Origin of the sequence: Streptomyces sp. NPDC047014, from assembly GCF_040644195.1 — a bacterium.
Lineage (GTDB): Bacteria > Actinomycetota > Actinomycetes > Streptomycetales > Streptomycetaceae > Streptomyces.
Genome location: NZ_JBEYVX010000024.1, coordinates 30,801 through 49,384 on the forward strand (window position 1 = coordinate 30,801; position 18,584 = coordinate 49,384).

Here is an 18,584-nt window from a genome sequence, read left to right on the forward strand (position 1 = left end):
CGACGCGTCCGAGTCAGCGCTGGCGCTGATCGAGGTTGAGCGTGTCGAGTTCGCCGATGACGGTCGGTCGGTCCATGGGCCCCATGAAATTCAGGACGGGGCCTCGTTGGCCGCCCTTCGGGGAGGACCCACCCACGGTCCGGCGCGCTGGTGCTGGTGCCTCGGAGGGTGACGGTCGCGGGTCGGCGGCGTCCGAGATGGAGGGCTCCAGCAGTACGGGTGAGAGGCCGGGGACGAGCAGCCGGCACGACTCCTCGAACCCCGGCTTGCCGTCGACACGGGCAGTGGCCCGCAGGAAGTGGCGCTCGTCCAGATCCAGCGTGCGGCCTTCCCTCACCGTCCGCAGAAAGGCGATCTCCGACACCACAGCTGCCAGGTAGGCACCGTGGGCCTCGGCCGCGTCCATTGCCTCACGCACCGCCTCGCTGTCGACCAGACGACACGCCTCGACGACGGCGCGACTGCGGCGGTCGGGCAGGGACACCGGCCCGACGTGGACACTGGCCCGCAGACGGATCTCCGGCCCGCTGTGCAGACGCGCTTTCTTGTCGTATCGGGCCAGGGCCGCATTGAGGTGCCCGAGCAGCGGATCCACCAACCGCGTGGTGTCCCGAGCCGGCAGGACGAAGATGCCGCCGTCACCGGTGTCACCGTATGCACCGTCGATCCGCCGCGGCGTGACCAAGCCGCTGTGCTCGAACACGGTGTCGAGGATGCTGTCCAGGTCGGAACGCGCCGGTGCCATTCGCGCTTCGGGAATCCTGCTGTATCCCTTCATGTCGACCACCAGCAGAGCGTGCTCCGGTGGCACGTCGACCGGACCTGACTGCACAGAAGACTTCATGGAAACACCAGCCCTTCCGCCGCGGCTTTCGCGGCTGGCGCACCATGCTGGCCGGGCGGGAGGCGCTTCGGTGCCCACTACTGGGCACCGAACCGGTGCCCTCCGTCACCCCCGGCCGAGGGGTTGAGCCTTGATCCGGGCAATGTCCCGGATCAGCAGGCCACCACCGGCCTCCGTCTCCAGCCATCCACGGTCGCGCCATGTCTTGATGGCCGTTCCGACAGCGTTCCGCGACGCCCCGATCAGCTGGGAGAGCTCCACCTGGGTCAGGCGCACATGGACGCTGCCGGCCTGGCAGGAAGCCAACTGGACCAGGCGTCCGAGCGCCGACGCGAGTCGTGTCGGCACCGGAGCGGTCGCGAGTTCGAGGCGCACCGCCTCCGCCTCACGGACGCGAGCGATGGCATGGCGCAGTATCGATGCCGTCAGACCATGCTCGTCGACGAAGCCGAGGAATTCGGGAGCGGGGATGACCCGAACCTGGCACGTCTCTGCCGCGATGACGGACGCCGTACGCGGCTGAGCGTCCAGCACGGCCAATTCACCCAGCAGTTCACCCGCGCCCCGGACCGCGAGCAGGGTTCGCTCACCGTTCTCACCGGTCAGCGTCACAATGGCGGAGCCGGACTCCAGCAGCAGGACATGCGTCCCCGGATCCCCCTGTCGCAGGAGGACACTCCTGGCGGGCCGTGGCCGCAGCGGGGCCAGCCCGCGCAGCTTCGCCCACAAGACCTTGTCGAACACGACGGCGTGCGGCTGATACATAGCACCTCCGAGGTGAGGAAGCGTCGGAGGCGGGATGCTCTCAGGAGACGAAGCAGCTGATCAACACACCGATTCCGGCCATCGCCAGGGTGATGACCGTCAGGTCCACCGCCACCTTGATGGTCCGGAACTTGCGGTGGGCGAGAGCGGCCAGCCGCGCCACGGTCCGGGCATCCGCCGGAGGGTGTCCTCCTGCGACCTGCCGCGCCGCTACCGTCACGACGGCTTCGGCGACCTCATCGGGACACGGCCCGTCCATCCCCGTCAGCGCCGTACCAGCCGGCAGGACAGGGCGTAGAGCGAGGAGAGCCGCAACGAGGGCGGCAACCGCCCCCGCACACGTCACCGCCAAGGTCGTCCTCACCGCCCAGCCTGCTTCCGCGACCTCCGGCAACGCTGCGACCACGACAGCAAGAAGCGCCACGTCCAGACCGGACAGCACGGTCGCCTTGACGTCGGCCCGCTGTACCTCCACGAACAGCTCGGCTGCCCTCAATCGCATCCTGTCCACCGCATCACGCGACAGAACCTCTTCGGCCCGCGCAGTCGATACTGACACGTCACTCACCACCTTTGGCCGCGGCAGGACCCGCCCTGCCGCGGCTCCCAAGGTGCCAGGGGCTGGATACGGCGGGTGCCCAGCAGAGGGCATGACGGCACGCGAGTGCGCCACATGCACGCGGATCAGAGGCTGCGGCTCCCTCGGCCGCTGGAGTCCATCGCACCGCACCGCGGGACAGTCGACTGTGTGGAAGCTCGGACGGCACAGGCCCGGCGGTCTACTCCCTGCGCGCGGCGACGAGTGAACACCGCCAGGATCACCGCGGAGATCGCGAGCATGGCCCCCGTGGGCGCGAGCAGTTCTGCCGCGTCGGGGGTTGTGGCCATCAGCGTGAACAGGCGGTTGACCGGGGGCATGCCCCTGGCGAAGAGGGCTCCCATCATCAGCGCGAGGGCGGTCACCAGCGCATATCCCTGCCGCTTGAAGACCAGCTTCGAGCACAGTACGCCGATGGCGATGCCGACGAGGGCGGAGGTCAGCTGTACCTCCAGGCCCAGCCTCGCCCTGGAAACCGTAAGGCCACCCGGCTGACGGCCTTCAAGTCACCCGTCCTACGCGTCCGTACAGGACCAGCTCAGGCGCCCTTCGCCACCGGCTCCAGGATCGCCACGCACTCCACATGGTGCGTCATCGGGAAGAGGTCGAAGGCGCGGAGGGTGCGGGGCTTGTAGCCCTCCGACTGGAAGTAGGCCAGGTCGCGGGCCAGGGCCGCCGGGTCGCAGGCCACGTAGGCGATGCGGCGGGGGGTCAGGCCGGCCACGTGGCGGACCGTCTGCTTGCCCGCGCCCGCGCGGGGCGGGTCCAGGACGACCAGGTCGCATTCCGTGATGCCCGTGCGGGGGAGGACCGTCTCGACCTTGCCCTGTTCGATGCGGACCCGGGGGAAGTCCGCCAGGTTGTGCCGGGCGTCCTCCACCGCGCGCTTCGTCGACTCGATGCCGAGCACCGCGCCCGTCTCGCCCAGGCGTTCCGCGAGGGCGCCCGCGAAGATGCCGACGCCGCAGTAGAGGTCGAGGGCCATCTCGCCCTTGCGCGGCATCAGGCCCTGCATGACGGCCTTGATCAGGGTGTCCGCGGCCTGCGGGTGGACCTGCCAGAAGCCGCCCATGCCCACGCGGTACGTACGGCCGTCCGCGCGCTCCCGTACGAAGGGGCGGCCGTGGACCCGGTGGACCCCGCCGTCCTTCTCCTCCACCCGCAGGACCGAGACCGGGCGGTCCAGCTCCACCAGCGGCAGGCGGCCGCCCGGGCGCGGGGTCAGGACGACCTGGCGGTCCTGGGAGCCGGTCGCCGCGATCGCCTCGACGGTGGCCATCTGCGGCCAGTCCTGCTTCTCGATGCCCAGCTCGCTGACGCCCGCCGCCGCGATCATGCAGTGGTCCACGGGCTCGATGTCGTGCGAGCGGTGCTTGCGCAGGCCCGCGCGGCCGGTCTCGTCGACGGCGAACTGCACGCGGGTGCGCCACTGTGGGACCTGGCCCGCCGGGAGCTTGTCGCCCTCCGCGGGCATGACCGTACCGTCCCAGCCGGCCTCCTCCGGGGTGAGCCCGGCGAGCCGCTTGAGCTGCTCGGCGATGACCTCGCCCTTGAGCCGGCGCTGGGCGCCGGGCTTGGCGTGCTGCCAGTCGCAGCCGCCGCACTTGCCGGGGCCGGCGTACGGGCAGGGGGCTTCGACGCGGTCCTTGGAGGCGTCGAGCACGGTGATCGCGTCGGCGCGCAGGAAGCGGGAGTCCGTCTCGCCCTCGGTGATCCTCGCGATCACCTTCTCCCCGGGGAGGGTGTGGCGGACGAACAGGACGCGGCCCTCGGCGGTGCGGGCGATGCAGTGGCCTCCGTGCGCGACGGGACCGACCTCGACCTCGTACTCCTCCCCCACCAGTGACCGCTGCTCGTTCTGCTCGACGCTCGTCATGGTGGGGAGACTCCAAAAGCTGGTACTGCGCAACGGAAAACGGCCGGACGACCGACCCACCAGTTTACGTGGATCTCGCCCGGCCGTTCACCAACCCGGTCAGCCCTTCGAGGTGCCCGCAGAACCGCCCTTCGAACCCGAAGCGCTGCCCTTCCCCGCCGGCTCCTTCGGCGGCCGCGGCGTGTCCACCGGCCCCCGGCGCACCGCACCCGGAGCGTTCCACTCCTGCCGCTTCTTCGCCCGCCGCTTCGCGAGCTCCGAGGACTCCAGCTGGTAGGGCACCGAGGTGACCATCACACCGGGGGTGAAGAGCAGCCGGCCCTTGAGCCGCAGCGCGCTCTGGTTGTGCAGCAGGTGCTCGTACCAGCGGCCGACCACGTACTCCGGGATGTACACACTGACCGCGTCCCGCGGGTTCTCGCTGCGCAGCCCCTTGACGTACTCCACCACCGGACGGGTGATCTCGCGGTACGGCGAGTCGAGGATCTTGAGGGGGACGTTGATCCGGCGCCGGTCCCACTCCTCGCGCAGCGCCTTGGTCTCGGCCGGGTCGACGCTGATGCTCAGCGCCTCCAGGGTGTCCGAGCGGGTCAGCTTGGCGAAGGCCAGGGCGCGCAGGGTGGGCTTGTGGACCTTGGAGACCAGGACGATCGAGTGGACCCGCGAGGGCCGCACGCTGTCCTCGCTGGGGCCCTCGGCGGCGGCGATCTCGGCGGAGACCCGGTCGTAGTGCTTCCGGATCGCGGTCATCGTCCCGTAGAAGATCACCATGCCGAGCAGGGCCACCCACGCGCCGTGGGTGAACTTCGTGGCGAGGACGACCACCAGCACCATGCCGGTGAAGAAGGCGCCGAAGGTGTTGATCGCCCGGGAGCGGTGCATGCGGCGCCGCGCGGCCTGGTCGCGCTCGGTCCTCAGGTGCCGGTTCCAGTGCCGGACCATGCCGATCTGGCTGAGCGTGAAGGAGACGAAGACGCCGACGATGTAGAGCTGGATCAGCTTCGTCGAGTCCGCGTCGTAGATCCACACGAGCAGGATGGCGGCGCCGGCGAGGAGCACGATGCCGTTGGAAAAGGCGAGCCGGTCGCCGCGCGTGTGCAGCTGGCGCGGCAGGTAGCGGTCCTGGGCGAGGATCGAGCCGAGCAGCGGGAAGCCGTTGTACGCGGTGTTCGCGGCCAGGAAGAGCACGAGGGCGGTGGCGGTGGCCAGCAGGATGAACAGGATGCTGCCGCCGCCGAAGACGGCCTCGCCGACCTGGGAGATCACCGGGTCCTGGACGTATCCGGGGCCGACCGGGACGCCGTCCTGGAGCAGGTCCACGGCCGGGTTCTCCGCCATGCGCACATCGGTGGCCATGGCCAGGCCGATGATCCCGCAGAACATGGTGACCGCGAGCCCGCCCATGAGGGCGAGGGTGGTCGCGGCGTTCTTGCTCTTGGGCTTGCGGAAGGCGGGCACGCCGTTGCTGATCGCCTCGACACCTGTCAGCGCGGCACAGCCGGAGGAGAAGGCCCGCAGCAGCAGGAAGACCATCGCGAAACCGGCGAGGCCCTTCTGCTCGGGCTCGATCTCGAAGCCGGCGGTGGGCGCGGTCATGGTCTCGTCGAGGACGATGCCCTTCCAGGCACCCCAGGCGATCATGACGAATACGGCGGCGACGAAGACATAGGTCGGGATCGCGAAGAGCTTTCCGGACTCCTTCACACCGCGCAGATTCATCAGCGTCAGCAGAAGGATCATGACGATCGCCGAGAGCACCTTGTGCTCGATGACAAAATGCACCGCCGAGCCGAGGTTCTCGACGCCGGAGGAGATCGACACGGCGACGGTCAGGACGTAGTCCACGAGCAGGGCGCTCGCCACGGTCAGACCGGCCTGCGGGCCGAGGTTGGTGTTGGCCACCTCGTAGTCGCCGCCGCCGCTGGGGTAGGCGTGGACGTTCTGCCGGTACGAGGCGACGACCGTGAACATCAGCACGACCACCGCGAGGGCGATCCAGGGGCTGTAGTGGTAGGCGGAGACGCCCGCGATCGACAGGACCAGCAGGACCTCGCCCGGGGCGTAGGCCACGGAGGAGAGAGGGTCGGACGCGAAGACGGGTAGCGCGATCCGCTTGGGAAGCAGGGTTTCCCCGAGGCGGTCGCTGCGGAGCGCCCGGCCGATCAGGATCCGTTTGGGCACGTCGGTCAGTTTGGACACGCAGAGGATCGTAAGCGTTCGAAATCGGCCTGACGAACCCCCACCCCCTCCTACCCCGAAGCCGTCGCAATTCCTCCCCGAGCGCACCACGATCGCGGCCGGATGACGCCGCCGGTGACCGCCCGTGTGTAGCTTGGGCCCCGGTCTGAGACCCTGTTTATCCAGAGCATGCAATGAGGCTGGGATTCAGCGAGTCGCTGACAGCCGGAAGGACGGCCGTGCACATCGTCATCATGGGTTGCGGAAGAGTAGGCTCCGCCCTCGCGCAAACCCTGGAACAGCAAGGTCACACGGTCGCCGTGGTCGACCAGGACCCCACCGCGTTCCGCCGGCTCGGTGCCGGCTTCGGCGGCCGCCGCGTCACCGGGGTCGGCTTCGACCAGGACACCCTGCGGGAGGCCGGGATCGAGGACGCGGGAGCGTTCGCGGCCGTCAGCAGTGGTGACAATTCCAACATCATCGCCGCCCGGGTGGCCCGCGAGATGTTCGGTGTCGAGAACGTCGCGGCCCGGATCTACGACCCCAAGCGTGCCGAGGTGTACCAGCGCCTGGGCATCCCCACGGTCGCCACCGTGCGGTGGACCGCGGACCAGATGCTGCGCCGGCTGCTGCCCTCGGGCGCCGAGCCTCTGTGGCGGGACCCGAGTGGCGGGGTGCAGCTCGCGGAGGTGCACACCTCCGCCACGTGGATCGGGCACAAGGTCAGCAAGCTCCAGGAGGAGACCGGCGTCCGTGTCGCCTTCCTCACCCGGCTGGGCGAGGCGATGCTGCCCACCTCGCAGACGGTGCTGCAGGAGGGCGACCTCGTCCACGTGATGATGCGCACCGACGAGATCGACAAGGTCGAGGCGGCGTTCGCCGAGGGGCCCGAGGAGGCACACGCATGAGGGTCGCTATCGCCGGGGCAGGCGCGGTGGGCCGCTCCATCGCGGGCGAACTGCTGGAGAACGGCCACGAGGTGCTGCTCGTCGACAAGGCGCCGACCGCCATCTCCGTGGAGCGGGTGCCGCAGGCCGAATGGCTGCTGGCCGACGCCTGCGAGATCACCTCGCTGGACGAGGCGGCGCTCCAGCGCTGCAACGTGGTGATCGCCGCGACCGGTGACGACAAGGTCAACCTGGTCGTCTCGCTGCTCGCCAAGACCGAGTACGGGGTGCCGCGCGTGGTGGCGCGCGTCAACAACCCGAAGAACGAATGGCTCTTCAACGAGTCCTGGGGCGTGGACGTCGCCGTCTCGACGCCGCGCCTGATGTCGGCGCTGGTCGAGGAGGCCGTCAGCGTCGGCGACCTGGTACGGCTGCTGCGCTTCAGCCACGGCGACGCCAACCTGGTCGAGCTGACCCTGCCGGCCGACTCCTCCGTCGCGGGGACGCAGATCAGCGAGATCAGCTGGCCCGAGGACACCTCACTGGTCACGATCATCCGCGGCAACCGGGTGCTGACCCCGCACGGCGAGGAGACCCTGGAGCCGGGCGACGAGCTGCTGTTCGTGGCCGCCCAGGCCCGCGAGGAGCAGCTGGAGGATCTCCTCCAGGCCCGCCGCTGACACTGCGCGGCTCAGGAGCGGCAAGGACGGAGAAGGGGGCGCACCCGGCCGGGTGCGCCCCCTTCGTCGGTCCTGCGTCACGCCTTGGGGTCGGCCGCCCTCGCGGCCTTCGCCGCCTTCTCGGCGGCCTCCTCGGCCTCCCACTCCGCGATCACGTCGATCGGCGGCGGGGCCTTCGCCAGGAAGACCCAGGTGAAGTAGACCGCGAGCACCATCGGCGGCAGCTTGAGCGCGATGAGCACCCAGCCCAGCTGCGTCGCGTCGCCCCACCAGTACAGCGGGAAGAGGATCGCGTACTTGGCGAGGAAGATCAGGCCCCAGGCCAGGCTGGCCTTGGTGTACGCCTTCTTGCGCCCCGGGTTCCGCGTACGCCAGGAGAGGTTCTCCCGGAACACCGGCCCGAGGATCACCCCGAGCAGCGGGAAGCCCACCAGCGCCGAGAGGGTGAAGGCCGCGCCCAGGGCGGTGCCGTAGATCATGCCGGGCAGGTAGAAGCCCTTCGCGCTGCCCGTGAACAGGGCGAAGGCCACGCCCACGCCCACGCCGAAGACGCCGCTGAACGCGTGCTTCACGGTGTCCTTGCGCGCCAGCCGCACGATCACCAGCAGGACGGCCACCGCGCCCGCGGCGATCGCGGACAGCTTCACGTCCTTGTTGACCGTGTAGATCATGACGAAGAGCAGCCCGGGGAGCATCGTCTCCACTGTGCCCCGGACGCCTCCGAAGGCGTCGAAGAGCGCGGCCTGGGTCACCGCCGACTGGTCGGCGGCCGGCGGGGCGGCGGGGTCCGGAGTGGACGGTTTCTCGGGTGACGTCACCGGTTAGTGCTCCTGTCCGAGGGGGCGGAGTTCGTACTTCGGGTTGAACAGCACCCGACGGCCGTGACTCAGGGAGATGCGCCCCGAAGCGATCATGCGCCGGCCGGGCTCGATTCCCACGATCGAGCGACGGCCGAGCCAGACGACGTCCAGGGCGCCCGAGCCGTCGAACAGCTCCGCCTCCAGGGCGGGTACGCCGGCCCGCGGGCGCAGGGTGACCGTACGCAGGGTGCCGGTCACCTTGACTATCTGGCGGTCGTCGCAGTCGCAGATGCGCGTGCACCCCGCTGCTTCTGCGTCCTCCTGCAGCTCCGCCGAATGCAGCTCCTCCTGCGAGGTCGACAGCCGCTCGATCATCCGGCGGAACCGGCCCGCCGGCCTGGCCGGCTTGAGGGGCTTCTCGGGACGCGGTTCAGCACTCATACAGGAAAGCCTACCGGCGCGCGCGTCAGCGCTCGAAGCGGTAGCCCATGCCCGGCTCGGTGATGAAGTGCCGCGGATGCGAGGGGTCCGCTTCCAGCTTGCGGCGCAGCTGGGCCATGTAGACCCGCAGGTAGTTGGTCTCGGTGCCGTAGGAGGGCCCCCACACCTCCTGCAGCAGCTGCTTCTGGCTGACCAGCTTGCCCCCGTTGCGCACCAGGACCTCCAGCAGGTGCCATTCGGTGGGCGTGAGCCGGACGTCCCTGCCGTCCCGGACGGCCTTCTTGGCGGCCAGGTCGACCGTGAAGCCCTCCGTGGTCACGACCACCTCGTCCTCGCCGGACCCGGCCGCCGGCTCGGCCCGGCGGACGGCGGCGCGCAGCCGGGCCAGCAGCTCGTCCATCCCGAAGGGCTTGGTGACGTAGTCGTCGGCGCCCGCGTCCAGGGCCTCGACCTTCTCGTCGGAGCTGTGCCGGGCGGAGAGGACCAGGATCGGTACGCGGGTCCAGCCGCGCAGCCCCCTGATCACCTCCACCCCGTCCATGTCCGGCAGGCCGAGGTCGAGGACGACCACGTCGGGGTGGCGGGCCGCGGCGAGCTCCAGCGCGCCCGCGCCGTCGGCCGCGGCGTCCACCTCGTACTTGCGCGCCTTGAGATTGATCACGAGGGCTCGGACGATCTGCGGCTCGTCGTCCACCACGAGCACCCGGGTCATTGAGGTCCTGCCTTCTGTCGCGTCCTGCCGTCACGGTCGTGACCGGCTTCGGTTGTGTACGGGTCCACGTGCGCCGGTGCCTCCACCGCGCCCCGGGGCACCGCCCGCAGGGTCAGCACCATGGTGAGCCCGCCGCCGGGGGTGTCCTCGGCGGCCAGTGTGCCGTCCATGGCCTCGGCGAACCCGCGGGCGACCGCGAGGCCGAGCCCCACGCCCGCCCCGCGCGGGGCGTCCCCGTAGCGCTGGAAGGGGGCGAAGATCCTGGTCTTGCCCTCGTCGGGCACCCCGGGCCCGCGGTCGACGACCCGCAGCTCGACCCGGCCCCCGAGGCAGCTCGCCGCCACCAGGACCGGGGTGCCCGCCGGGCTGTACTTGACGGCGTTCTCCACCACGTTGGCCACGGCCCGCTCCAGCAGCCCCGGATCCACCGCGACCATCGGCAGCGCCTCGGGCACGTCCAGCACCACGCTGTCCTCCGGTACGCCGCCCAGCGCCATCGGGACCACCTCGTCGAGGTCGATCTCGCGGATCAGGGGGGTGACGGTGCCGGTCTGCAGGCGGGACATGTCCAGCAGGTTGCCCACGAGGTGGTCGAGCCGGTCGGCCCCCGCCTCGATGCCTTCGAGCAGTTCGGCCCGGTCCTCCTCGGACCATTCCACATCGGCGGAGCGCAGGGAGCTGACGGACGCCTTGATCGAGGCCAGGGGCGTACGCAGGTCATGGCTGACGGCGGCGAGCAGCGCGGTCCGGATCCGGTTGCCCTCCGCGGCCCGCCGCGCCTCCTCGGCCTCGCCGACGAGGCGCTGCCGGTCGAGGACCACGGCCGCCTGGGCGGCGAAGGCGCCGAGCACCCGGCGGTCCTCGGCGGGCAGCACCCGCCCGGACAGGGCCAGTGCCATGTGGTCCCCGATGGGCATGTCCACATCGGCCTCCTCGGGCCGGGCGGCCGGGTTCGGGCCGATGCTGCCGGCGGGCCGCCAGGGCTCCACGTCGCTGGTGCGCTCCAGCAGGGCCACCGACTCCATGGCGAAGGTCTCGCGGACCCGTTCCAGCAGGGCGTCGAGGGTGGTCTCGCCGCGCAGCACGCTGCCGGCGAGGAAGGACAGGATCTCGGACTCCGCGCGCAGCCGGGCGGCCTGGTGGGTGCGGCGCGCGGCCAGGTCCACCACGGAAGCCACGGAGACGGCGACGCCGAAGAAGACCGTGATGGCGACGATGTTCCGGAGGTCGGAGACGGTGAACCGGTGCAGCGGCGGCGCGAAGAAGTAGTTCAGCAGCAGCGAGCCGAGGGCCGCGGAGGCCAGCGCCGGCCAGAGCCCGCCCAGCAGGGCGGCGGCCACCGTCAGCGCCAGGAAGAGCAGCATGTCGTTGGCGAGCCCGAGATCGGCCTCGGTGTGCGTGAGCAGCAAGCACAGCAGGACGGGGAAGAGCGTGCCGACCACCCAGCCGGCCACGATGCGGTCGCGGCCGAGCCGGGCCGCCGAGCGGGCGACGGGCAGGCCGCGGCCCTTGGCGACGGCCTCGTGGGTGACGATGTGGACGTCGAGGTCGGGCCCGGAGTCGCGGGCCACGCTCGCGCCGACCCCGGGGCCCAGGACGTACTGCCAGGAGCGGCGGCGGCTGGAGCCGAGGACGATCTGGGTGGCGTTGACCCCGCGCGCGAAGGCGAGCAGCGCCTCGGGGATGTTGTCGCCGATCACATGGTGAAACGTTCCCCCCAGGTCCTCGACCAGAGTCCGCTGGACGGCGAGCTCCTTCGGGGAGGCCGCGGTCAGCCCGTCGCTGCGGGCGATGTACACGGCCAGGATCTCGCTGCCGGAGCTCTTGGCCGCCATCCGCGCGGCCCGCCGGATCAGGGTGCGCCCCTCGGGCCCGCCGGTGAGCCCGACGACGATCCGCTCCCGCGCCTGCCAGGTCGAACGGATGTCGTGCTCGCCGCGGTACTGCTGGAGGTATTCGTCGGCCCGGTCGGCCACCCACAGCAGCGCGAGCTCGCGCAGGGCGGTGAGGTTGCCGGGCCGGAAGTAGTTGGAGAGGGCCGCGTCGACCTTCTCGGGTGTGTATATGTTCCCGTGCGCCATCCGGCGGCGCAGGGCCTGCGGGGACATGTCGACCAGCTCGACCTGGTCGGCCCGGCGGACCACCTCGTCGGGCACGGTCTCGCGCTGGCGCACGCCGGTGATGGACTCGACCACGTCCCCGAGCGATTCCAGGTGCTGGATGTTGACGGTGGTGACCACGTCGATCCCGGCGCGGAGCAGTTCCTCGACGTCCTGCCAGCGCTTGGCGTTGCGGGAGCCCGGCACATTGGTGTGGGCGAGCTCGTCCACCAGGGCTATGGCGGGCCGGCGCTCCAGCAGCGCGTCCACGTCCATCTCGGTGAAGTCGGCCCCGCGGTGGACCAGGGTGCGCCGCTCCACCTGTTCGAGTCCGTGGAGCATGACCTCCGTACGCGGCCGCCCGTGGTGCTCGACGTAGCCGACGACGCAGTCCGCGCCGCGCTCCACCCGGCGGTGCCCCTCGGAGAGCATCGCGTAGGTCTTGCCCACACCGGGTGCCGCGCCGAGATAGATCCTGAGCTTGCCGCGTCCCATGCGCTCATTCTCGGGGACGCCGGGCCCGCGTACGCGCTGATGGGCGCCCGGGGGCCGATCCCTGACGGATCCCTGACGTCCGCCCGCGCGCGCCGCCGGGGGGAACGGCGGTGGGCCCCCTCGGAGGAGGGGGCCCACCGGCCGGACACGCGTGTGCTCCCTGCTGAGCGGGGCGCCAGGGGTCAGCGGACCTCGGTGATCTCCGGTCCGCGCTCCAGCTGGCCCATGCCGCCGCCGAAGCGGGAGTTCTCCTGGTCCTCGGTCTGCACGCCGTCCGGCACCATCTGGGCGTCGTTCGGCAGCTTGAGGACGATCGGGTCGCGCGGGGCCATCGGGCCCTCGCCGCGGACGACGACGGTGTCCCGGAAGATCTGCTCCAGCACACCCGCCGCCTCGGGGCGCACCGCGCCCTGGCCGGAGATGACACCGCGCAGGAACCAGCGCGGGCCGTCCACACCGACGAAGCGGACCAGCTGGGCGCCGGTCTGGCCGTCGGGCAGCGGTACGGGCACCTGGGCCCGCAGCTCCCAGCCCAGGCTGCCCTGGACCTCGTCGATCAGGCCGCCCTGCTGGGTGATGCCCGCGGCGATCTCCTCGCGGACCTCGCCCCAGATGCCCTCCTTCTTGGGCGCGGCGAACGCCTGGAGCTGCACGGCGCTGTCGCCGAGGACCACGGTGGCGGCGACGATCGCGTCACCGGCGACCTCGACGCGCAGTTCCATGCCCTCGACACCGGGTACGAGGATGCCGCCCAGGTCGACCCGGCCGTCGGCCGGATTGCCCAGCACCTCGGAGACGTCCCACGGGCCGTCGGGCCGCGGGGCCGGCGGCAGGTTGAGGCGCCGCGGCGCGGCGCCGTCCTGCTCGCCCGTGTCGTCCTGCTCAGCGGAGGCGACGCCGTCTACGACCTGCTCGGCCGCGCCGCCGTCCCTGGCGGAGTCGTTCTTCTTGCGACGTCCGAACACGTCACTGTCCTTCCCGGTCGGTTACGACCGAAGCGTAGCCATTCCCACCCTGCTGACCAGCCCCGGATCCGGCCACGGCCGCATGACCGCCGGTGGAGCCGAAACCCCCCTCGGCCCGGGCCGAGCCGGGAAGTTCCGCCACCTCGTGGAAGCGCACCTTCTCGACCCTCTGGACAACCAGCTGGGCAATGCGGTCGAAACGCTCGAACCGGACGCTCTCGCGAGGGTCGAGATTGACCACGATCACCTTGATCTCTCCACGGTACCCGGCATCCACCGTCCCCGGGGCATTCACGAGCGCGAGCCCGCAGCGGGCGGCCAGGCCCGAGCGCGGGTGCACGAACGCCGCGTAGCCGTCGGGCAGGGCGATGGACACACCGGTGGGCAGCACGGTGCGCTCGCCGGGCGCCAGCTCGGCGGCCTCCGTGGTGACCAGGTCGCAGCCGGCGTCGCCGGGGTGACCGTACGCCGGGATGGGGACCTCGGGGTCGACGCGGCGGATCAGCACGTCGACGGGGGCGTGGTTCTGGGACATCAGGGGTTCACCTCAAAGGCGCGTGCGCGCCTGACCTGGTCCGGGTCGGCCATGGCCGCCTGGATCTCCTCGGGCCGTCCGTTGTCGATGAAGTGGTCGACCTTCACTTCGATGAAGAGGGCGTCGGCGCGGACGGCGACCGGGCCCTCCGGCCCGGCTATGCGGCCGACGGCCGTGCAGTAGATCTTCCGGCCGGCGACGGCGGTGACCTCGGCCTCCAGGTAGAGGACGGTGCCGACGGGCACGGGCCGTACGAAGTCGGTCTCCAGCCGTCCGGTCACGGCGATGACGCGCAGCAGCCAGTTCAGGGAGCCCAGCGTCTCGTCGAGCGCGGTGGCGAGCACCCCGCCGTGGGCGAGGCCGGGCGCGCCCTGGTGGGCGGCCCTGACCGTGAACTCGGCGGTGACGCTCACCCCGTCCCCCGCGCGGGCCTCCAGCTGGAGTCCGTGCGGCTGGCCGCCTCCGCAGCCGAAGCAGTGCTCGTAGTGCGCACCGAGGAGTTCGCCGGGGGCCGGCGCGTCGGGGTGCCGGACCGGCGCCGCGGCGTCCGCCGGGGGCGTCAACGCTGTGTTTCGTCCACTCACAGCCGCAGACCTTACCCGCGCGGCTACCCGCCGGTCGCCTCGTGGCAGGCTTGGGCGCATGCAGCTCTCCACCGTGCCGTACGACGAACGCCTGACCGCCCCCCGCTCCTGGTGGGGCATCGCCGCGCTGATCGGCCTCGCGTGCGCGCTGATGCTGCTGCCGCTGGGGACGCTGCCGCTGCTGGCCGGGCTGGTCGGGGGCACCGCGCTGGCCGGGCTGGCGGTCAGCTCGTACGGTTCCGCGCGCGTGCGCGTGGTGAACGGGGCGCTGGCGGCCGGGGACGCGCGGATCCCGGTGGCGGCGCTGGGCGAGCCCGAGATCCTGGACGCCGCCGGGACCGTGGCCTGGCGTACCCACAAGGCGGACCCGCGCGCCTTCATGCTGATGCGCAGCTACGTGCCGACCGCGGTCCGCATCGAGGTGACCGACCCGGCGGATCCGACGCCCTACGTGTACCTCTCCACCCGGACCCCGGAGGCCCTGGTGACGGCCCTGCGGGCGGCGCGCACGGTCTGAGCGGGCCCCGCCGCGGGCGGCGTCAGTCGCGCGTGAAGGGGTTGCGGGCCTCCAGTGCGGCCAGGGTGGCCTCGGGAAGGGGCTCCACGGGCTGTTCCAGGGGCGGCAGGCTGCGCATGGCCTCCCAGGCCACGGCCTGCCTGCGCAGGTCGGCACGGACCTTCTCGGCGACTTTGCGGGTGTCGCGGCGGTTCATGACCGCGCCGACGGCGGCGCCGACCATGAACGGCATCAGGTTCGGCAGGGTGCGGATCATGCGCTTCATGATCTGCTGGCGCAGTTCGCGCTTCATCCCTCCGCCGAGGGCCGCGTTGAGGGTGGTCGGCTTGGTCAGGTCGACCCCGCGCTCCTCGGTCCAGGCGGTCAGGTAGGCGAAGCTGCGCTGCTTGAGGGTGCCGGGGGGCCGCCGGCCGTAGACCTCGTGGAGTTCGGCGATGAGCTTGAGCTCGATCGCGGCGACGGCGGTGATCTCCGCCGCGAGCTCGGCGGGCATGGCGGGCGGGACGGGCAGCATGGCGGCCGCTCCGATGCCCGCGCCGACGGTGGAGGAGGCGTTGGCGGCGCCGAGGACCAGCTTGTCGGCCAGCTGCTCGGGGCCGAGCCCGGGGAACTGGGCGCGCAGGGTGTCGAGGTCGCGGACCGGGACGCGCGGCGCGAGGTCGATGACGCGGTCCGTGAGGTAGACGGCGGCGTCGCGCACGCTTCCGCCGCCCTTGCGCACGCCGTCCTTGACGGCCTGCATGCGGCGGGCCGCGGCGTCACGCCGGGTCCCCCCGTCGGGCCCGGGAACCGCGGGCACCGCCGGGGCGGTGTCGGGGTGCGCCCCGGGTTCCGCACGGGCGGAGCCGCCGGGGGCCTCGGGACCCGTGACCGGGTCCGTCGTCGCCACCTGCGTCTCCGCCGGATCACCCTGCTTACGGAGGCGAAGCTTCCGGAAGGGTGTGGAGCCAGCCACGGCCAACGCCTCTCAGTCGCAGTCGCGACAGATCGGCTGGCCGTTCTTCTCGCGCGCGAGCTGGCTGCGGTGGTGCACCAGGAAGCAGCTCATGCAGGTGAACTCGTCGGCCTGCTTGGGCAGCACCCGGACGGCCAGCTCCTCGTTGGAGAGGTCCGCGCCGGGCAGCTCCAGGCTCTCGGCCGAGTCGAACTCGTCCATGTCGACGGACGAGGACGACTTCTCGTTGCGTCGAGCCTTGAGCTCTTCGATGCTGTCGTTGTCGACGTCGTCGTCGGTCTTGCGCGGGGTGTCGTAGTCCGTTGCCATTGTTCGCTCTCCCCCTCTGGGTGTTAGCGGTGTCTCAGCGCACGTAACGCACGAGAGGCCGGACTTGTGCCCGACCTGAGGCGGAGATTTTGCCTCACATCAAGGTCTGTTACTCAATCGACACCCAGCCGCCCACCTGAAGGGGCGATCGGCTGGGATGACGACCGGGACCGTACACGGTCCGGGGCTGGTCTTGCACAAACGCCACCCCGTGTATTTCCCGCCATTCGGGGGGCCGGAAACCCGGACTTCCCGGGCGTTCCGGCCTCCTCCGCGTCACCGGACGGACACGGCGCGGCACCCGCCACTGTGATCGATCACACAGGGGCGAGTATCTTCACGGGCCAAGTATTCAGCCAGAAGCGAACACGGGGTGAGGGGTCTCACAGGGGCAGAGTGACACGCATCACGAGGCCACCGCCTTCCCGGGGTACCGCCTGGATCCTGCCGCCGTGCGCGCGGGCCACCGAGCGGGCGATGGACAGGCCCAGCCCGACGCCCTTGTCGCTGCCCGTGCGCTCCGTACGCAGCCGCCTGAACGGCTCGAAGAGGTTGTCCACCTCGTACGCGGGAACCACGGGACCCGTGTTCGACACCAGCAGGACCGCGTGGCCGTGCTGGACCTCCGTGACCACCTCCACCCAGCCGTCCTCCGGCACGTTGTACCGGACGGCGTTCTGCACCAGGTTCAGGGCGATCCGCTCCAGCAGGACGCCGTTGCCCTGCACCACCGCCGGGGCGCGTTCCCCGCGCAGCTCCACGCCCTTGGCCTCGGCCTCGGCCCGCACCTGGTCCACGGCACGCGAGGCGACCTCCGCGAGGTCGACGGGCTTGCGCTCGACTATCTGGTTCTCGCTGCGGGCCAGCAGCAGCAGGCCCTCCACCAGCTGCTCGCTGCGCTCGTTGGTGGCCAGCAGGGTCTTGCCCAGCTGCTGGAGCTCCACGGGCGCCCCCGGATCGGAGAGGTGCACCTCCAGCAGCGTCCGGTTGATCGCGAGCGGTGTGCGCAGCTCGTGCGAGGCGTTGGCCACGAACCGCTGCTGGGCAGTGAAGGCCCGCTCCAGCCGGTCCAGCATCTCGTCGAAGGTGTCGGCGAGCTCCTTGAGCTCGTCGTCCGGCCCGTCCAGCTCGATGCGCCGGGTCAGGTCGCTGCCGACCACCCTGCGGGCCGTACGGGTGATCTTCCCCAGCGGGGAGAGCACCCGGCCGGCCATCGCGTAGCCGAAGGCGAAGGCGATGATGCTGAGGCCCAGCAGGGCCATCAGCGACCGGCTCAGCAGGTCGTCCAGGGCATGCCGGCGCTGTTCCTGCACGCACTGGCTCATCACGTCGTAGAACTGCGACTGCGCGGGCTGGATGGTGCTGGCGACACCGGGACAGGCGTCGCTGGTGACCTGGACCTTCGCCGTCCCTTCGATGATCTTGAAGGGCAGGGCGTTGCCCTCGCGCAGGGCCTGCGCGGCCAGCAGGTAGATGATCGACAACAGCAGGATGCCCGCGATCAGGAACATCCCGCCGTAGAGCAGGGTGAGGCGTATCCGGATGGTCGGCCTCAGCCAGGGGAACGGGCCCTCCGGCTGGCCGGGGTCCCAGGTGGGCTTCGGTGGCGCGGTCGGCGGCGCCGGGGTGGCGGCCACGCGCGTCAGATCCGGTACCCGGAACCGGGCACCGTGACGATGACGGGCGGCTCGCCGAGCTTGCGCCGCAGGGTCATGACGGTCACCCGCACGACATTGGTGAACGGGTCGGTGTTCTCGTCCCAGGCTTTCTCCAGCAGCTGCTCCGCCGAGACCACGGTCCCCTCGCTGCGCATCAGGACCTCCAGCACCGCGAACTCCTTCGGCGCCAGCTGCACCTCACGGCCCTCCCGGAACACCTCGCGCCGGTTCGGGTCCAGCTTGATGCCGGCCCGCTCCAGTACGGGCGGCAGCGCGACGGTGGTGCGCCGCCCGAGGGCGCGCACGCGGGCGGTCAGCTCGGTGAAGGCGAAGGGCTTGGGCAGGTAGTCGTCCGCGCCGAGCTCCAGCCCCTCCACGCGGTCGCTGACATCGCCCGAGGCGGTCAGCATCAGCACCCGGGTGGGCATGCCGAGCTCGATGATCCGGCGGCACACGTCGTCGCCGTGCACGAGCGGGAGGTCCCGGTCGAGCACGACCACGTCGTAGTCGTTCACGCCGACCCGCTCCAGGGCGGCGGCGCCGTCGTACACGACGTCCACGGCCATGGCCTCCCGGCGCAGGCCGGTGGCCACCGCATCGGCGAGCAGCTGCTCGTCCTCGACGACGAGTACGCGCACGTCGTTTCCTTCCTCCGAGCCCCAGTGGGCACACGTGTATTGCGTCGT

General features: G+C 71.2%; 19 protein-coding genes. 3 read left to right on the forward strand and 16 right to left on the reverse strand.

The window, feature by feature from the left end:
* Positions 1-13 precede the first annotated feature (13 nt).
* The 5 genes from ABZ873_RS16390 to ABZ873_RS16410 form a co-directional block, all read right to left on the reverse strand.
* Positions 14-844, reverse strand: a complete 831-nt coding sequence (locus ABZ873_RS16390) for a hypothetical protein (RefSeq protein ID WP_360871505.1) — start codon at positions 842-844, stop codon at positions 14-16.
* A 105-nt stretch (positions 845-949) separates the two neighbouring features.
* Positions 950-1,609, reverse strand: coding sequence for a Crp/Fnr family transcriptional regulator (locus tag ABZ873_RS16395; RefSeq protein WP_360871508.1), 660 nt, complete (start codon positions 1,607-1,609; stop codon positions 950-952).
* Between the two features lie 40 nt (positions 1,610-1,649).
* Positions 1,650-2,168: a hypothetical protein gene (locus ABZ873_RS16400; protein ID WP_360871511.1), complete on the reverse strand. Its 519-nt coding sequence runs from the start codon at positions 2,166-2,168 to the stop codon at positions 1,650-1,652.
* Positions 2,169-2,745: 577 nt separating this feature from the next.
* The gene (locus ABZ873_RS16405) at positions 2,746-4,083 is read right to left on the reverse strand and encodes a class I SAM-dependent RNA methyltransferase (RefSeq protein ID WP_360871513.1); all 1,338 of its coding nucleotides are present in this window, start codon (positions 4,081-4,083) and stop codon (positions 2,746-2,748) included.
* A gap of 99 nt (positions 4,084-4,182) precedes the next feature.
* Positions 4,183-6,282, reverse strand: coding sequence for an APC family permease (locus tag ABZ873_RS16410; RefSeq protein ID WP_360871516.1), 2,100 nt, complete (start codon positions 6,280-6,282; stop codon positions 4,183-4,185).
* A gap of 218 nt (positions 6,283-6,500) precedes the next feature.
* On the opposite strand from ABZ873_RS16410, the gene ABZ873_RS16415 reads away from it, so the two are divergent.
* Both ABZ873_RS16415 and ABZ873_RS16420 read left to right on the forward strand, forming a co-directional pair.
* Positions 6,501-7,169 carry a TrkA family potassium uptake protein gene (locus ABZ873_RS16415; RefSeq protein WP_360871519.1) on the forward strand — a complete coding sequence of 223 codons (669 nt, stop codon included), beginning with the start codon at positions 6,501-6,503 and terminating at the stop codon, positions 7,167-7,169.
* The gene (locus ABZ873_RS16420; RefSeq protein ID WP_030650639.1) at positions 7,166-7,828 is read left to right on the forward strand and encodes a TrkA family potassium uptake protein; all 663 of its coding nucleotides are present in this window, start codon (positions 7,166-7,168) and stop codon (positions 7,826-7,828) included. The genes ABZ873_RS16415 and ABZ873_RS16420 overlap by 4 nt, the downstream gene beginning before the upstream one ends.
* A 77-nt stretch (positions 7,829-7,905) precedes the next feature.
* On the opposite strand, the gene ABZ873_RS16425 is transcribed toward ABZ873_RS16420, so the two are convergent.
* The 7 genes from ABZ873_RS16425 to ABZ873_RS16455 form a co-directional block, all read right to left on the reverse strand.
* Positions 7,906-8,646, reverse strand: coding sequence for a DUF3159 domain-containing protein (locus tag ABZ873_RS16425; protein WP_360871523.1), 741 nt, complete (start codon positions 8,644-8,646; stop codon positions 7,906-7,908).
* 3 nt (positions 8,647-8,649) lie between these two features.
* A complete protein-coding gene (locus ABZ873_RS16430) occupies positions 8,650-9,069 on the reverse strand; it encodes an OB-fold nucleic acid binding domain-containing protein (protein ID WP_360871525.1) in 420 nt (139 codons plus the stop codon).
* A 25-nt stretch (positions 9,070-9,094) separates the two neighbouring features.
* Complete coding sequence (locus tag ABZ873_RS16435; RefSeq protein ID WP_360871528.1) at positions 9,095-9,781, reverse strand: response regulator; 687 nt, start codon at positions 9,779-9,781, stop codon at positions 9,095-9,097.
* A complete protein-coding gene (locus tag ABZ873_RS16440; protein ID WP_360871531.1) occupies positions 9,778-12,375 on the reverse strand; it encodes a sensor histidine kinase KdpD in 2,598 nt (865 codons plus the stop codon). The genes ABZ873_RS16435 and ABZ873_RS16440 overlap by 4 nt, the downstream gene beginning before the upstream one ends.
* Positions 12,376-12,557: 182 nt before the next feature.
* Positions 12,558-13,340, reverse strand: a complete 783-nt coding sequence (locus tag ABZ873_RS16445; protein WP_360871534.1) for a DUF3710 domain-containing protein — start codon at positions 13,338-13,340, stop codon at positions 12,558-12,560.
* Between the two features lies 1 nt (position 13,341).
* Entirely contained in the window at positions 13,342-13,875 is a 534-nt protein-coding gene (dut, locus tag ABZ873_RS16450; protein ID WP_360871537.1) for a dUTP diphosphatase, read from the reverse strand.
* On the reverse strand, positions 13,875-14,459 hold the full coding sequence (locus tag ABZ873_RS16455; protein ID WP_360871539.1) for a PaaI family thioesterase: 585 nt from the start codon (positions 14,457-14,459) through the stop codon (positions 13,875-13,877). Before ABZ873_RS16455 ends, dut begins: the two co-directional genes overlap by 1 nt.
* A 58-nt stretch (positions 14,460-14,517) precedes the next feature.
* On the opposite strand from ABZ873_RS16455, the gene ABZ873_RS16460 reads away from it, so the two are divergent.
* On the forward strand, positions 14,518-14,976 hold the full coding sequence (locus ABZ873_RS16460) for a DUF3093 domain-containing protein (RefSeq protein WP_360871542.1): 459 nt from the start codon (positions 14,518-14,520) through the stop codon (positions 14,974-14,976).
* A 22-nt stretch (positions 14,977-14,998) separates the two neighbouring features.
* Here ABZ873_RS16460 and ABZ873_RS16465 read toward each other — a convergent pair whose 3' ends face one another.
* The 4 genes from ABZ873_RS16465 to ABZ873_RS16480 all read right to left on the reverse strand — a co-directional run bounded on the left by ABZ873_RS16465 (position 14,999) and on the right by ABZ873_RS16480 (position 18,536).
* Positions 14,999-15,931 (reverse strand): hypothetical protein, encoded by a 933-nt coding sequence (locus ABZ873_RS16465; protein ID WP_360871545.1) that lies wholly within the window; start codon positions 15,929-15,931, stop codon positions 14,999-15,001.
* A gap of 12 nt (positions 15,932-15,943) precedes the next feature.
* The gene (locus ABZ873_RS16470; protein WP_030036261.1) at positions 15,944-16,240 is read right to left on the reverse strand and encodes a DUF4193 domain-containing protein; all 297 of its coding nucleotides are present in this window, start codon (positions 16,238-16,240) and stop codon (positions 15,944-15,946) included.
* 383 nt (positions 16,241-16,623) lie between these two features.
* Complete coding sequence (locus tag ABZ873_RS16475; protein WP_360871548.1) at positions 16,624-17,877, reverse strand: HAMP domain-containing sensor histidine kinase; 1,254 nt, start codon at positions 17,875-17,877, stop codon at positions 16,624-16,626.
* A 5-nt stretch (positions 17,878-17,882) separates the two neighbouring features.
* Complete coding sequence (locus ABZ873_RS16480; protein WP_266573503.1) at positions 17,883-18,536, reverse strand: response regulator transcription factor; 654 nt, start codon at positions 18,534-18,536, stop codon at positions 17,883-17,885.
* Positions 18,537-18,584: the final 48 nt, after the last annotated feature.